This window comes from Oxalicibacterium sp. (assembly GCF_057353965.1).
In genome coordinates, this window is record NZ_JBMQZD010000001.1 from 236,862 (window position 1) to 250,920 (window position 14,059).

The 14,059-nt window shown below is 55.5% G+C and carries 14 protein-coding genes and 2 tRNA genes; 4 read left to right on the forward strand and 12 right to left on the reverse strand.

Going from position 1 to position 14,059, the window contains the following annotated elements; genetic code table 11:
* Positions 1–13 precede the first annotated feature (13 nt).
* From ACO1VH_RS01160 to rpsO, 7 genes are all read right to left on the reverse strand, one after another.
* Entirely contained in the window at positions 14–490 is a 477-nt protein-coding gene (locus tag ACO1VH_RS01160) for a NuoB/complex I 20 kDa subunit family protein (RefSeq protein WP_486241786.1), read from the reverse strand.
* 6 nt (positions 491–496) lie between these two features.
* Entirely contained in the window at positions 497–856 is a 360-nt protein-coding gene (locus tag ACO1VH_RS01165; RefSeq protein ID WP_486242808.1) for an NADH-quinone oxidoreductase subunit A, read from the reverse strand.
* Positions 857–956: 100 nt separating this feature from the next.
* Positions 957–1,041 (reverse strand) — tRNA-Leu (locus ACO1VH_RS01170).
* Positions 1,042–1,125: 84 nt separating this feature from the next.
* On the reverse strand, positions 1,126–1,491 hold the full coding sequence (secG, locus tag ACO1VH_RS01175; protein ID WP_486241788.1) for a preprotein translocase subunit SecG: 366 nt from the start codon (positions 1,489–1,491) through the stop codon (positions 1,126–1,128).
* A 60-nt stretch (positions 1,492–1,551) separates the two neighbouring features.
* Positions 1,552–2,295, reverse strand: a complete 744-nt coding sequence (gene tpiA, locus ACO1VH_RS01180) for a triose-phosphate isomerase (protein WP_486241790.1) — start codon at positions 2,293–2,295, stop codon at positions 1,552–1,554.
* A 140-nt stretch (positions 2,296–2,435) separates the two neighbouring features.
* A complete protein-coding gene (pnp, locus tag ACO1VH_RS01185) occupies positions 2,436–4,565 on the reverse strand; it encodes a polyribonucleotide nucleotidyltransferase (protein ID WP_486241792.1) in 2,130 nt (709 codons plus the stop codon).
* A 204-nt stretch (positions 4,566–4,769) separates the two neighbouring features.
* Complete coding sequence (gene rpsO / locus ACO1VH_RS01190; RefSeq protein WP_188419117.1) at positions 4,770–5,039, reverse strand: 30S ribosomal protein S15; 270 nt, start codon at positions 5,037–5,039, stop codon at positions 4,770–4,772.
* 162 nt (positions 5,040–5,201) lie between these two features.
* On the opposite strand from rpsO, the gene bamE reads away from it, so the two are divergent.
* Positions 5,202–5,708, forward strand: a complete 507-nt coding sequence (bamE, locus tag ACO1VH_RS01195) for an outer membrane protein assembly factor BamE domain-containing protein (RefSeq protein ID WP_486241794.1) — start codon at positions 5,202–5,204, stop codon at positions 5,706–5,708.
* Between the two features lie 150 nt (positions 5,709–5,858).
* Here the strand turns inward: bamE and oxlT are convergent, their stop codons facing one another.
* From oxlT to ACO1VH_RS01210, 3 genes are all read right to left on the reverse strand, one after another.
* Positions 5,859–7,211, reverse strand: coding sequence for an oxalate/formate MFS antiporter (oxlT, locus tag ACO1VH_RS01200; protein WP_486241796.1), 1,353 nt, complete (start codon positions 7,209–7,211; stop codon positions 5,859–5,861).
* Positions 7,212–7,445: 234 nt separating this feature from the next.
* Positions 7,446–7,757, reverse strand: coding sequence for a hypothetical protein (locus ACO1VH_RS01205; RefSeq protein ID WP_486241798.1), 312 nt, complete (start codon positions 7,755–7,757; stop codon positions 7,446–7,448).
* Positions 7,758–8,171: 414 nt separating this feature from the next.
* Positions 8,172–8,248 (reverse strand) — tRNA-Arg (locus ACO1VH_RS01210).
* Between the two features lie 225 nt (positions 8,249–8,473).
* Here ACO1VH_RS01210 and ACO1VH_RS01215 point away from each other — a divergent pair.
* The 3 genes from ACO1VH_RS01215 (at position 8,474) to ACO1VH_RS01225 (ending at position 12,436) form a co-directional block, all read left to right on the forward strand.
* On the forward strand, positions 8,474–9,943 hold the full coding sequence (locus ACO1VH_RS01215; protein ID WP_486241800.1) for a PAS domain-containing sensor histidine kinase: 1,470 nt from the start codon (positions 8,474–8,476) through the stop codon (positions 9,941–9,943).
* A gap of 114 nt (positions 9,944–10,057) precedes the next feature.
* Entirely contained in the window at positions 10,058–10,705 is a 648-nt protein-coding gene (locus ACO1VH_RS01220; protein WP_188419121.1) for a response regulator, read from the forward strand.
* A 162-nt stretch (positions 10,706–10,867) separates the two neighbouring features.
* The gene (locus ACO1VH_RS01225) at positions 10,868–12,436 is read left to right on the forward strand and encodes a sensor domain-containing diguanylate cyclase (protein ID WP_486241802.1); all 1,569 of its coding nucleotides are present in this window, start codon (positions 10,868–10,870) and stop codon (positions 12,434–12,436) included.
* A gap of 15 nt (positions 12,437–12,451) precedes the next feature.
* Here the strand turns inward: ACO1VH_RS01225 and ACO1VH_RS01230 are convergent, their stop codons facing one another.
* Together ACO1VH_RS01230 and ACO1VH_RS01235 are read right to left on the reverse strand one after the other, a co-directional pair.
* Positions 12,452–12,937 (reverse strand): hypothetical protein, encoded by a 486-nt coding sequence (locus ACO1VH_RS01230; protein ID WP_486241805.1) that lies wholly within the window; start codon positions 12,935–12,937, stop codon positions 12,452–12,454.
* 131 nt (positions 12,938–13,068) lie between these two features.
* A complete protein-coding gene (locus ACO1VH_RS01235) occupies positions 13,069–13,647 on the reverse strand; it encodes a TetR/AcrR family transcriptional regulator (RefSeq protein ID WP_486241807.1) in 579 nt (192 codons plus the stop codon).
* Between the last annotated feature and the right edge of the window lie 412 nt (positions 13,648–14,059).

Genomic DNA, 14,059 nt, shown 5'->3' on the forward strand with positions numbered 1-14,059 from the left:
CTAACCGCGATCCTTAGCGTGCAATCGTATTGGTGCGACGGATCTTGGTCTGCAATTGCATGATTCCGTACAGCAGGGCCTCGGCAGTCGGAGGACAACCTGGCACGTAGACATCGATCGGCACGATGCGATCGCAACCGCGCACAACCGAATACGAATAATGGTAATAGCCGCCGCCATTCGCGCAAGAACCCATCGAAATGACCCAGCGCGGTTCGGGCATCTGGTCGTACACCTTGCGCAGCGCGGGCGCCATCTTGTTGCACAGGGTGCCGGCGACGATCATCACGTCGGATTGACGCGGCGACGGACGGAACACAACACCGAAGCGATCCAGATCGTAACGGGACGCACCCGCATGCATCATCTCCACTGCACAGCATGCCAGACCGAAAGTCATCGGCCACATCGAGCCGGTACGCGTCCAGTTAATCAGTTTGTCGGCCGTCGTGGTGACGAAGCCTTCGTTCAATACACCTTCAATTGCCATGACTTCTTACTCCCAATCCAGCGCGCCTTTTTTCCACTCGAACACCAGACCGATGGTCAGCACCCCGAGGAAAATCATCATTGACCAGAATCCCAGCATGCCGACATCACGCATTGCGACGCTCCACGGCACCAGGAAAGCAACTTCGAGATCGAACAGAATGAAAAGAATCGCGACGAGGTAATAGCGCACGTCGAACTTCATGCGCGCATCTTCAAATGCCTCGAAACCGCACTCATACGGAGAAAGCTTTTGCGCATCCGGCTTGTGCGGCCCAAGGACACGGCCCAAAACTTGCGGGACCACGCCGACACCGATGCCGACCAGGATGAAAAGCAGAACGGGGAAATAATTTTCGAGGTTCACGATAGCAGCCGTAGTTAAACGATTCGTTGATTTATGCGTCTTAATTGCATTGACCGGATCACCGACCAATTCACTGACATCTAGTTATGGATTTACTGCTTGGTGCCGACGGCGAGACTCGAACTCGCACAGCTTTCGCCACTACCCCCTCAAGATAGCGTGTCTACCAATTTCACCACGTCGGCGCAAGACTTACATTTTAACTCGCATTGATGCTTTTATTCAATGCGAATTACGCTATGACAATCACGAACGCATGTACATGCGTTTTATTTCGGCACCTCATTCGATTGCTCTGCAGGCTTCGCGGTTGTTGCCGGCGCCTCAGCAGCAGGCGCTGCACCAGGGACCGACGAAACAGGCAGGTTTTCCATCACACCACCACCTGCAGCCACCGGCTTGTTATTGATGAATGCCAACCCCAATGTCGCAGCGAAGAAAACGACGGCAGCAACGCCGGTGGATTTCGACAAGAAATTGGAGGAGCCCGTCGCACCGAACAGACTGCCGGAAGCGCCGGAACCGAAAGATGCGCCCATGTCCGCACCCTTGCCATGCTGCAGCAGCACGAGACCGATGATGACCAGTGCGGATAGCACCTGGACAACGATGATGATGGTATGCAAGCTATTCATTTACTTTCCAGTCGGATAATTACAATTCATTCCATACGTCATTCCGAACGCTGCACAAACTCATGCCTTGCAAACGATCGAAAGAAAATCTTCCGCCTTCAACGCCGCGCCACCGACCAAACCGCCATCGATGTCCGGCATGGCCATCAGCTCAGCCGCATTGTCCGGCTTCATGCTGCCGCCGTACAGAATCCTGATCTTGTTCGCCGCTTCCGCATGCTTGGCCTGCAAACGCGAACGCAACATTGCATGCACCTGCTGCGCCATCTCCGGCGTTGCAGTCTTGCCGGTACCGATCGCCCACACAGGTTCGTATGCAACGACGATGCCGCTCATCTCTTCCATATTCAACGAAGCGAGCACCGCATCGATCTGCGCACCGACAACCGTATCGGTCTGCCCTGCCTCACGTTGCTCAAGCGTCTCGCCGACACAAACGATGGGAATCAGTCCAGCGGAAATCGCATGCTTGGTTTTGCGCGCGACCAACTCATCCGTTTCGCCGTAATAAGCACGACGTTCCGAGTGACCGACAATCACATAACGGCAACCGAATTCCAGCAGCATCGCTGCCGAAACTTCTCCCGTATACGCGCCGGAAACATGCATCGACACATCCTGCGCGCCCAGCGCGACCGCACTGTCGTCGAGCAATGCCTGACACTGCGCCAGATACGGAAACGGCACGCATACCGCAACATCGCATGCATCGTCGACTTGCGCCTTGATCTCCGTCAGCAACTGCGCATTGGCAGCAAGGCTGCCATTCATTTTCCAGTTGCCTGCGACGAGTTTGCGGCGCATATCGCCCCCGAATTCCAATAACCCGCTATTCTAGCCTGCTGCGTCGAGCATGGTCAAACCAATACGGCAGAGCTTTTTCTTCCGACAATAAAAAACCGCCCGTGCTTTCGCTACGGGCGGTCCATGAAAGACAACGATTCTTATTCCTGCGCTGCCGTTTCCGGATTCTCTTCTGCCATGGCAGCTTTCATCGACAGCTTGAGACGGCCGCGATCGTCCGTTTCCAGAACCTTGACGCGAACCTGCTGGCCTTCCTGCAGGTAATCGGCAACCGCATTCACGCGCTCGTTGGCGATCTGGCTGATGTGCAGCAGACCATCCTTGCCCGGCAGAACCTGAACGATGGCGCCGAAATCCAGCAGCTTCAGCACGGTACCTTCGTAGACCTTGCCGACTTCGACCGACGCGGTCAACTCTTCGATACGGCGTTTCGCTTCCTGGCCTGCACCGGCATCGACCGATGCAATGGTGACCACACCTTCATCGCTGATATCGATCTGCGTGCCGGTTTCTTCGGTCAGCGCACGAATGACTGCACCGCCCTTGCCGATCACGTCACGGATTTTTTCCGGATTGATCTTGATCGTGATCAGGCGCGGCGCGAAGTCGGACAACTCCGCCTTGCCTGCCGGCAGCGCTTCCTGCATCTTGCCGAGAATGTGCATGCGACCTTCCTTGGCCTGCGCCAATGCCACCTGCATGATTTCCTTCGTGATGCCCTGGATCTTGATGTCCATCTGCAGCGCGGTGATGCCGTTGGCCGTACCCGCAACCTTGAAGTCCATGTCACCCAGGTGATCTTCGTCGCCGAGAATGTCGCTCAGCACCGCGAACTTGTTACCGTCCTTGATCAGCCCCATTGCGATACCTGCAACGTGCGATTGCATCGGCACGCCCGCATCCATCAGCGCGAGGCAGCCGCCGCACACCGATGCCATCGACGACGAACCGTTCGATTCGGTGATTTCCGAAACCAGGCGCACGGAGTAGCTGAACTCTTCCGGCGTCGGCAGTGCCGCAACCAGTGCACGTTTGGCCAGACGGCCATGACCGATCTCGCGGCGCTTCGGCGTACCGACGCGGCCGGTTTCGCCAGTTGCGAACGGTGGCATGTTGTAGTGCATCATGAAGCGATCGGAATATTCGCCCATCAACGCATCGATCTTCTGCTCGTCGCGCGCGGTACCCAGCGTGGCGATGACCAGTGCCTGCGTTTCGCCGCGGGTAAACAATGCGGAACCGTGGGTACGCGGCAGCACGCCGGTTCGGATCGAGATTGGACGCACGGTGCGCGTATCGCGGCCGTCAATGCGCGGTTCGCCTTCCAGAATTTGCGAACGAACGATCTTCGCTTCCAGTTCGAACATGATGTTGCCGACTTCGACCGCATCCGGCGCTTCGCCGCCGATCGATGCCGCTTCCGCTGCCAGCGATGCATTCACTTCGGCGTAGGCATCCTTCAGCTTGCTCGTACGCGCCTGCTTGTCGCGCGTTTGATAGACTTCGCGCAGCTTGCTTTCCGCGAAATGCGACACGCGCGCGATCAGCGCATCGTTTTTCGGCGCCGGGCTCCATTCGACTTCCGGCTTGCCGCCGTCGCGCACCAGATCGTGGATCGCGTCGATGACGACTTTCATCTGCTCGTGACCGTAGACGACCGCACCCAGCATCACTTCTTCCGACAGCTGCTGCGCTTCGGATTCGACCATCAGCACGGCGCTTTCGGTGCCGGCGACGACCAGATCCATCTGCGACTTCGGCAATTGCGATGCGGTCGGGTTCAGCACGTACTGGCCGTCGATATAACCGACGCGCGCTGCGCCGATCGGGCCGGCGAACGGAATGCCTGCCACACACAATGCGGCGGAAGCGCCTATCATCGAAGCGATATCCGGATCGATTTCAGGATTGACCGACAGCACGTGCACGATAATCTGCACTTCGTTCAGATATCCTTCCGGGAACAGCGGACGAATCGGACGATCGATCAGGCGCGAGGTCAGCGTTTCCTTCTCCGAAGGACGGCCTTCGCGCTTGAAGAAACCGCCCGGAATACGGCCGGCTGCATAAGCTTTTTCAACGTAATCAACGGTCAGAGGGAAAAAATCCTGGCCCGGCTTCGCATCCTTGCGTGCGACCACGGTGGCCAACACGACGGTGTCTTCGATCGACACCATCACGGCGCCGGAGGATTGGCGGGCGATTTCGCCCGTTTCCAGCGTCACGGTATGCTGTCCGTACTGGAATGTCTTGGTAACTTTATTGAACACGGTGTTCCCTTTCTGATTTGCCGACAGATTTTCAGGCGCTGTCGTTCACCTCACCACAAACGGCGCGCCGAAGCATTGCCGTTTTTCATTTTCCTGCTTGCCGCTTTTCTGCTTGTTGCCGGATGCCACAAAAAACAAATGCCCGCATCAGGAAACTGACGCAGGCATTTTTACGACGAAAACCGACTGGAATGTCGCAACGAATTACTTGCGCAGACCGAGTTTCACGATCAGATCGCGATAACGCGTTGCGTCTTTGTTCTTCAGATATGCCAACAGGCTTTTACGACGGTTGACCATCATCAGCAGGCCACGACGGGAATGGTGATCCTTCGTGTGCTCCTTGAAGTGGCTGTTGAGGTCGTTGATACGTGCGGTCAACAGAGCGACCTGCACTTCCGGAGATCCGGTATCGTTCTGGCTGCGCGCATTGTCCTTGACGATGGCTGCCTTGCTTGCTTTTTCGATAGACATGATTACCTTTCACATGCGATGCGTGGAGTTTTGCCTGATGCGCAACCCCGATTGCATCGTGAACAACGATTAATAAAACCGGTCTGAATCAGACCAGCCCCGCAGTATAGCGGAAATGCCGAAGCGATTCAAACACTTAGCGCACCAATTTTAGGAAAAAACATGATCCGTCCCCAATTGGCAATTCTCTGCGCCCTGCTCCTGCTTTCGGCCTGCGCCGCGTTTCAGCCCGTTACGCTGATGCCCGGCGAAACGGAAGCAGAAGTCGTTTCCAAACTCGGCCGACCGACCGCACGCATACCCGACGGCAATGGTTTTGTGCTGGAATACAACCGCAATCCCTGGGGGCAAGCCACCAACATGGCACGCTTCGACGGCAACGGCCGACTGATTTCCTACGAGCAAGTGCTGACCGTCGAGAAATTCGCGACGATCAAACCGGGCGTTTCCACCAAGATGGACGTGTTGCGCACCATCGGCCATCCTTCCGAGACCACTTACTTGTCCCGACAGCAACTCGAAGTCTGGACATATCCGTACAAGGAATACGATGCCTGGAATTCGCTGATGCATGTCCACTTCGACAACAACGGCATCGTCAACAAGATGGAAAACGGCCAGGACCTGCGTTTCGATCGCGACGGCAAGTTCGGTTTCTTCGGTTATTAAATAAAATGCAAGGCCTTAACCAAGACATCAAAAAAGGCTGAATGCTCACGCATCCAGCCTCAAGGCACTCTCTATTAAAGAGAGCCAGGCACAGTAATCCGCCTTCAATTCGGACACCCATCACCATGGATGCCCGATCAATGAGCCGTATTAAGCAGTAACGCGATCACCTGCGATACCCACCTTCTCATCCTGAGCATTCAGGTTTGCATTGCCCTGTTCGATGAACTTCTTGCGATAGTTCTGCAAGAAGAACTTGGCAAGCAATGCAGCACCGAAGGAAACTGCGGCTGCGAAATAGAACACCGTACCCCAGTGATCCGCGCTCAGAACCTTCGCATTCGAAGAGCCGCCCGAAGCAATCCACGAAGCCCATGGCACCACCAGCGAAGCCGTACCCTTGGCGGTGTACAGCATGCCCGAGTTGCCGGTTGCGTTCTTGGAGCCAAACGTGTCGGCAGCAATCGCCGGGAAAATCGAGAAGATTTCACCCCAGCAGGCGAAGATCAGCGCTGCGAAGATCATGAAACCGGTCACGGTATGGCCGAAATGATAGAGACCCAGCAGGGCAAGAGCTTCACCGGTGAACACGATGAACATCGTGTTTTCACGGCCGAGGCGATCGGAGACAAAGCCGCACAGTGGGCGCGTAAAGCCGTTACACAGGCTGTCGATAGACAGTGCCATCGTCAGTGCCGGCAGCGTCACACCGAACATTGTCACCATCTCCTTGCTCAGGCCCCAGTCGGCACCGATCGGCTTGAGCTGCGCGGTCGCCATCACACCGCCCATCGCAACAGCGACGAACAGCACGTAGATCACCCAGAATACCGGGGTCTTCAGCATCTGAAGCGTCGTCATGTTGAACTTGGCCAGCGTCTGACGCGCCTGGATCTTGATGCCGGTCGGCGGAACCGGTCGCACCAGCGTCATGGCCAGGATGAAGACCACCACACCTTGCAGGATGCCGAAGAAGTGGAAGGCAGCCTGATAACCATCCGTGCGGATCATGTTGGCGATCGGAATGACGGTCAGTGCAGCACCGGCACCGAAGCCGGCTGCGGTCAGGCCTGCTGCCAGACCACGCTTGTCCGGGAACCATTTGAGTGCGTTACCCACACAGGTGCCATACACGCAACCGGCGCCGACGCCGCCGAGCACGGCAGCAAGGTAGAAGGTATTCAGGGAAGTCGCCTGGGAATTCAAAATCCAGGAGAGCGCCACCAGGATCGCGCCGAAGGCAACGACAGGACGCGGACCGAATTTGTCCACGACCATGCCTTCAAACGGCACCAGCCAGGTTTCCGTAATGATGAACATCGTAAAAGTCGCCTGAATCGCGGCCTTCGTCCACTCCGGATGCGCGAGGTTGATCGGACCAACGAACAGCGTCCAGCCGTATTGCAGGTTGGCGACCATCGCCATACATATGATGCCGATGAAGAGCTGCCACCACCGGCCTTTGATACCCGCTGCCGGCGTATCGTTTTGAATAGTTTTCATCTTTTCTACTGCCTCTCAAGAAGTCATGAATGACGTAACGGATGCGGCACAACGTGCCGATGCGTTTCGAATTACATCGATAACAGGCAGACATTCGAATCAGAAAGCACGGCAGGAAGCACAACAGCAATCGGCAAAGCCGACGCCATCACGCAGACGTCCTGTGTTTGTGACCATGACGCTCGCGCAAGAAGCGCCGGCGCAGTCAGTCACATGCCATCACACGAATGCCTGCTACAGGAGAGGAGGAGCGCGGGAGGAGTAGTAGCGATGAATAGCCGATGGCAAACGGACAAAACCCGTGGCTATCGGCGCTTCGAATTTGCCGGAAGAAACCGGCAGGGAAAAAATCGGGGGAGGAAGAGCGGTGAAATGATCGAGGAAAAACTGACGTGCCGTATCGTCGGACGAATCATCCTCGAACGTGTATTGATGGCTATCCGCTGCGGAACCGCAAACATGTTTCAGCGTATCGGCGAATGCCACCTGCTGCGAAAACAGCAGAAGCAACGACAACCAGATACTTGATAACAGACGCGATTTCATTTCTAGGGGCGCGGACGGCATGCAGCACGCATCATCCGGTCATTCAATACAACAAGGAGCGGATTATAAAGACTTTTCGCCGTTATTGCAGACAGGACTATCAGATATTTCATGAACGCATACCATGGAATGGATTGATTCGCGATTACCGCTCCTGCTTGTGCTGCATTGTGACGGAGGTATCGCACGATCCTCGTCACGCACCTATCTAACGCAGACGAAGCGTTAATAGATGACCGGATGAAATAAAAAAGCAACGTCGGCATGGCGACATCAAAAAATGCCTGCAAAAAGGACGGGGAAAGAAAAAACAGAGAAGCGAGAAAGAAGCGCGCACGAACGTGCAAGCGGCAAGAACAATTGAAGCCAAAATGAAAAAGGCCAGTGCTTGTGGCACTGGCCTTTCTGACTAACTGGTGCGGCTGGCAGGAATCGAACCCACGACCCCTTGGTTCGTAGCCAAGTACTCTATCCAGCTGAGCTACAGCCGCGAAAGATTGAAATTATAGCGGAGCAAATTCCATTTTGGAAGTCTGCCAATCCATTTTTTCATCCACTTTATTCAATAAATTACATTTTTTCTTCATTTGGCCCCTGCCCGCCCGCCGCGGCATACGTTTTACCTGCATGAATCACAGTCAGGCTGCATTCCGGCGGCAAAAACAGATGTGCTACAGTCCGACGACATCAATGCGACGCACATACGGACCGCCACCATGCAGGAAACCATCGACGACGTGCAAGCCGAATGGCTACCGATCATGCTCCAGGGCTCGCCCAGCGAGATCTATGTATTCAATTGCGAAACCCTGCATTTTGAATACGCCAACCAGGCCGCGATCGACAATCTGCAATACAGCCTGCATGAATTACGTAGCATGTCTCCGGCATCGATCGTGCAAGGCATCGGCCCGGAAGCCTACGAAGAACTGCTGGCCGACCTGCGCAACGGCAGCGTCGCTTCGATCAGCGTAAACACCGTGCACGTGCGCCGCGACGGCACCGCCTACCCGATCGAATCACGCCTGTTCTTTCTGGCAGCATCGACCGGCCCCGTCATCATCGCGATCGGCAACGACGTCAGCTCGCGCAACGAATCAGACAAGGCCTTGCGCGCGAGCGAATCGCGACTGAGCGCCATGGTGTCCAACACGCCCGGCTTGGTCTATCAGTTCCGACTCGGCCGCGACGGCCATTTTTCCTTCCCTTATTTGAGCGAAGGTTGCGAAGCGCTGTTAGGCATCACGGCGGAAGAGTTGCATGACGATCCGCTCCACTTCCTCGAGCTGATTCTTCCGGAAGATCGCACCCCCTACTTGGAATCGATGAACGCATCCACCAGGGAAATGAGCGCGTGGAACTGGGAAGGCCGCATCCGCATCGAGAAGTGGAACGACATCAAATGGATCAACCTGCGCGCCACGCCGCGCGCGCTGGACGGACACGATGTGCTGTGGGAAGGCATCATGACCAACATCACCGCCAGCAAGCTGGAGCAGGAAGAAATCATCCGCTCGCGCGCGCAGCTGGCAGAACTGTCTGCACACATCAATACCGTCAAGGAACAGGAACGTGCCCACATCGCGCGTGAAATCCATGACGATCTCGGCGGCAATCTGACCGCGATCAAGATGGCGCTGGCGCTGTTGACGCGCCGCCTGCCTGCCGATCCGGCACTGGTAGAAAAAGCCGATTACGTCGAACAGCTCGTCGACCGCACGATCGAAACCGTCCACAGAATCGCCAGCGACCTGCGTCCCGGCGTGCTGGATTTCGGTCTGGTAGCGGCGATCGATTGGCAAGCAAGGGAATTCGAAAAGCAATGCGGCATCCCTTGCGAATTCTCGTCGAACAAACGGGAAATCGAACTGGACCCCAACCAGTCGGCCGCCCTCTTCCGGATTTTTCAGGAAGCACTCACCAATATCGCGAAGCACGCACAGGCAACGCTGGTCAATGTGCAATTGCTGCACACTGAACGCTTCGTCCGGCTGGAGATTCTCGACAACGGCCGCGGCATCAAGGCCACCGATCGCACGAAACCGAAATCCTTCGGCATCCGCGGCATGGTCGAACGCTCGATCGCAATGGGCGGCAGCCTGTCCGTCAGTACGTCGCAAAAAGGTGGCACAATCGTTGCTATCAACGTCCCGTTGGTCGATAGCAGCGCAATATCGACATCCTGAAGGACAATATTGCAGAATAACTGACCATTTTGGTCACATGGAACCGTGCTGAGCCAAATTTTGTCTCACTGATGGAGACCGTTTGTCTGCAAGGCAGCACTCATCTAGCAGAACATGACAACGAAGAATGTAATCAAAGTCCTGATCGCCGACGATCACGCCATCGTACGGGAAGGTTTGAAACAGATTCTGGCGGACACCAAAGACATCGCCGTCGCCGGACATGCCGAAAACGGCACCGAAGCCATCCGTCTCGCGCGCGATGTTTCGCATCATGTCCTGCTGCTCGACATTTCCATGCCCGATCGCAGCGGCATAGAAGTGCTGAAGCAGGTGCGCAAGGAATCGCCGAAAACTGCGGTGTTGATGCTGTCGATGCATCGCGAGGATCAATATGCGATCCGCGCGCTGAAAGCCGGCGCTTCCGGCTACCTGAACAAGCAGAGCGCTCCAGCCGAGCTAGTCAACGCAATCCGTCAGGTGGCGGCCGGCCGCAAATACATCAGCGCGGCCCTCGCACAGGAACTGGCCAACCAGATCAGCGACGACCATGAAATCCCCCTGCACGAAACCCTGTCCGACCGCGAATACCAGACATTGACGATGATCGCCTCCGGCAAGACCGTCAGCGACATCGCGGCCGAACTGGTGCTGTCGGTCAAGACGATCAGCATGTATCGTTCACGCTTGTTGCAAAAAATGAAACTTCGCCACAACGCGGAACTGACGCACTACGCGATCAAGAACCATCTGGTCGACTGATATTCCCGTCTGATCTCCACCGCCAGCTTGTCAAACGACAAACTGGCCCGCATTTGCCGCGCTGATCCCCGCATCGTTTTTCCTGTCTGACTATATGATTGCGCAATAGCCAAATCTGGCTGCAATCGAACGCCACAAGCACCCACCAGCGCACGCGCCGTCATGTCAGACAAACCGCCCCGGAATCCTGCCGCCCAGAATCCCGTCGATATCGCGCGGGAAACCTTCCGCCAGCTCGCCATTCGCAAGATCGCTCCCACGCCGGATGCCTACCGCAAGGTCTATGACGAAATCGCCGGCTATGCAGCAGAACCCTCGCCGGAACAGATATTCAGCGAATTCGCCGCCACCCTGCTCAACCTGCCCGATGAAGTATCCGCCGTCGGCAAAACCTTGCAGCAGGCGGCGCTCACATCCTATTGGCCCGATTACGGCAAGGGATTGACGCAACTGGTCAGCCACTACCAAGGGCGGCTGGCCCGCCTGTCGAATCCTGTCGCACTTTCCGCAGCACCGCTGATCGACGATCCGCAACCGCGCCTGTTGCGCGACCTGCTGATGCGTACGCTGACGCTGGCTGTCGCATCACTGCTGCAAGGCGTACCTGCGCTGGCAGCCGAAGCCGAAGAGCTCGGTCGCTCGATCAAGGATGCACAGTCGGAGCAGGCACTGAATGAAGCGTCCGCCCGCCTGAAGCAACTCTGCTTCAAGATCGAATTGAAGAGCGGCGATCTGGCCGAACAGCATGAACTGCTGCTGCGCCTGTTCCGTCTACTGCTCGAAAATATCGGTGGCCTGCTGGATGACGATTCGTGGATGCACGGGCAGATCGAAGCCGTACAAAACCTGATCGCCGGTCCCATCGACGACATCGCATTACGCGAAGTGATGCGTAGCCTGAAGGAAGTCATCTACAAACAGAGCATGCTGAAACACAGCATCACGGAAGCAAAGGATTCGGTCAGAAACATGGTCGCCACCTTCATCGATCGCCTCGGCGAGATTGCCGATACTACCGACAACTATCACGAGAAGATCGATAACTATTCGAAGCAGCTCGTTACCGCTGCAGATGCCGGCAGCGTCAGCAGCATCCTGCAGGAAGTCATGAAGGAAACACGTATCGCGCAATCCGAAGCGCTGAAATCGCGCGACGCCATCCTCGCCGCGCGCAAGAATGTCGAAGAGGCGGAAGCACGCATCCAGGCGCTGGAAAACAAGCTGGAACAAATGAGCGAACTGGTGCGCGAAGACCAGCTCACCGGCAGCCTGAATCGTCGCGGCCTGGAAGACGTATTCGAACGCGAACTGGCGCGTGCCGATCGCAAGGCTTCACCGTTGTGCATCGCCCTGCTCGACCTCGACGACTTCAAGAAGATCAACGACCAGTACGGCCATTCCGCCGGCGACGAAGCGTTAATCCATCTGGTGCGCGTCATCAAGGAAACGCTGCGCTCGATGGACGTCATCGCCCGTTTCGGCGGCGAGGAATTCATGATCGTGCTGCCCGATACCGGCCTCGACGACGCCATCCAGACCATCACGCGTGTGCAGCGCGAACTGACGAAACAGATCTTCATGCACAACCACACACGGCTGCTGATGACCTTCAGCGCCGGTGTCGCGCAACGCAAGGAACTGGAAGATCAGAAATCGCTGACCGACCGCGCCGACAACGCGCTGTACGCGGCGAAGAAAGCCGGCAAGAACCGGGTGATCGCCGCACACTGATACCGCTGATAGCGCTCAGCTAGCCGATCTGCTTCTATTGCGCAGCGTTATTATTTGAGCGGTCAAGCCAAGAACAAGAATGACAAGCAAACTTGCCTGGGCGCCGAGAAGAAGCGGAGATCTCAGGTCAGTGACAAACGGATGCCCGTCCGGAATACGACGAAGCGTCTCATTCACGGTAGGAACCATCAACAAAAATGCCGTGAGACTCAAGCAAATCGTTTCGATATAAATACCTCCTCGTCCCAAGAAGCGAATTTTCGCTGCGCCGTATCCAACCAGCAAAAAGATGATGGTTGCAATGGCAATGCCATAACTCACCGGCTGGTGTGCGACAAGGAATACCGTCGCAGCCCCTATCAGCATCGAGACAAAATATCCGACGCCCACTACGGTCCGGGGCTCGATCTTTCCGTAACGCCCGAACATATACAGAGCCAAGGGAATGGCGGGCAGGCTGCCGAGCGTATGCAACCAGCCTAAAGGCGATATTCCGAACATATTGATACCCTTTCGATTGAGTTTTGATCGAGTGACACAGCAAATCGGAAACTTCCGAAGAAATGAAATCAAACATTACCTACTAATAGGTAGATATTTTGGGCAAAGTTGAGCGGTTATCTCTTTCAATTTCAGGCCGGCAGCAGCCGCCCCAGCAATGGATGAGTGATAACGCCGAAAATCTTCGCGTCGCCATAAGCGCGTGCCGAAAGCATTGCTCCATGAACGCTGGCCATAAAACCTTCAGCCTCGATTTTGGCTGACGTGGATAGCTGAATGCTGCCTTGGGCGACACCACGTTCCAGAACAGAAGCCAGCCAACCCGACAGCGTCCGAAAATGCGTTCGCACTTCCAGCGCGACTTCATCAGGAAGCATCGGCAACTCCGTTGCGAGCAACGCGCATACGCAAAAGGGAGCTGTATTGTCAGCAATGCAGGTTTCCCAATACCGGATGTACGCACGGAGCTGTTCAACCGGTTCCGGAACATTCCGTTCCAGTTCAGCAATGCCCAACTCCACTTCTTCTCGATATTTGAGGACAAGTGCACGAACCAAATTGGATTTGCTTGGAAAGTGATGATGGATGGTCGCATTGCGCACTCCAACCACTTTGGAAATATCGGCGTAGCTGAAGCCGTTATAACCGCCCAAAACTATCAATGAGCGAGCGCAATCCAGGATTTCCTGAGAGGTATTGTTCGGTTTCATTTTTCGCACTCTACATACTAGTAGGTATATTGTCAATGCGAACCGATTTTATATATCTCACCTTAATGTGTGAAACGCGTATTGCATTGCCTGATGTTGCTTCCGCTTTATATTCATCGCATTGATCCGTCGAGCCGACCACTCGATATTGCTGTACGTAGCAAAACCGGGAAAAAGCCAGGAGAAGCGGCCACCCAAAAACCGGATGCGCCCTGTCCAAGCTCCAGCTGAAACAACTCCCCGTAGCGGCTTCCCACAATCGAAAAAGGCTATTTGTCTCCTCTTGATCACTCCCTCCGTTTCTGCGCAAAACCGATTTCACAATCTGTGACATTTCCCGCAGTGGATTTTCCATAGCGTTTTCGCCAGAAAAATACAAAAAAAACAATTTCCCCAATCGGCAGTATGTAGA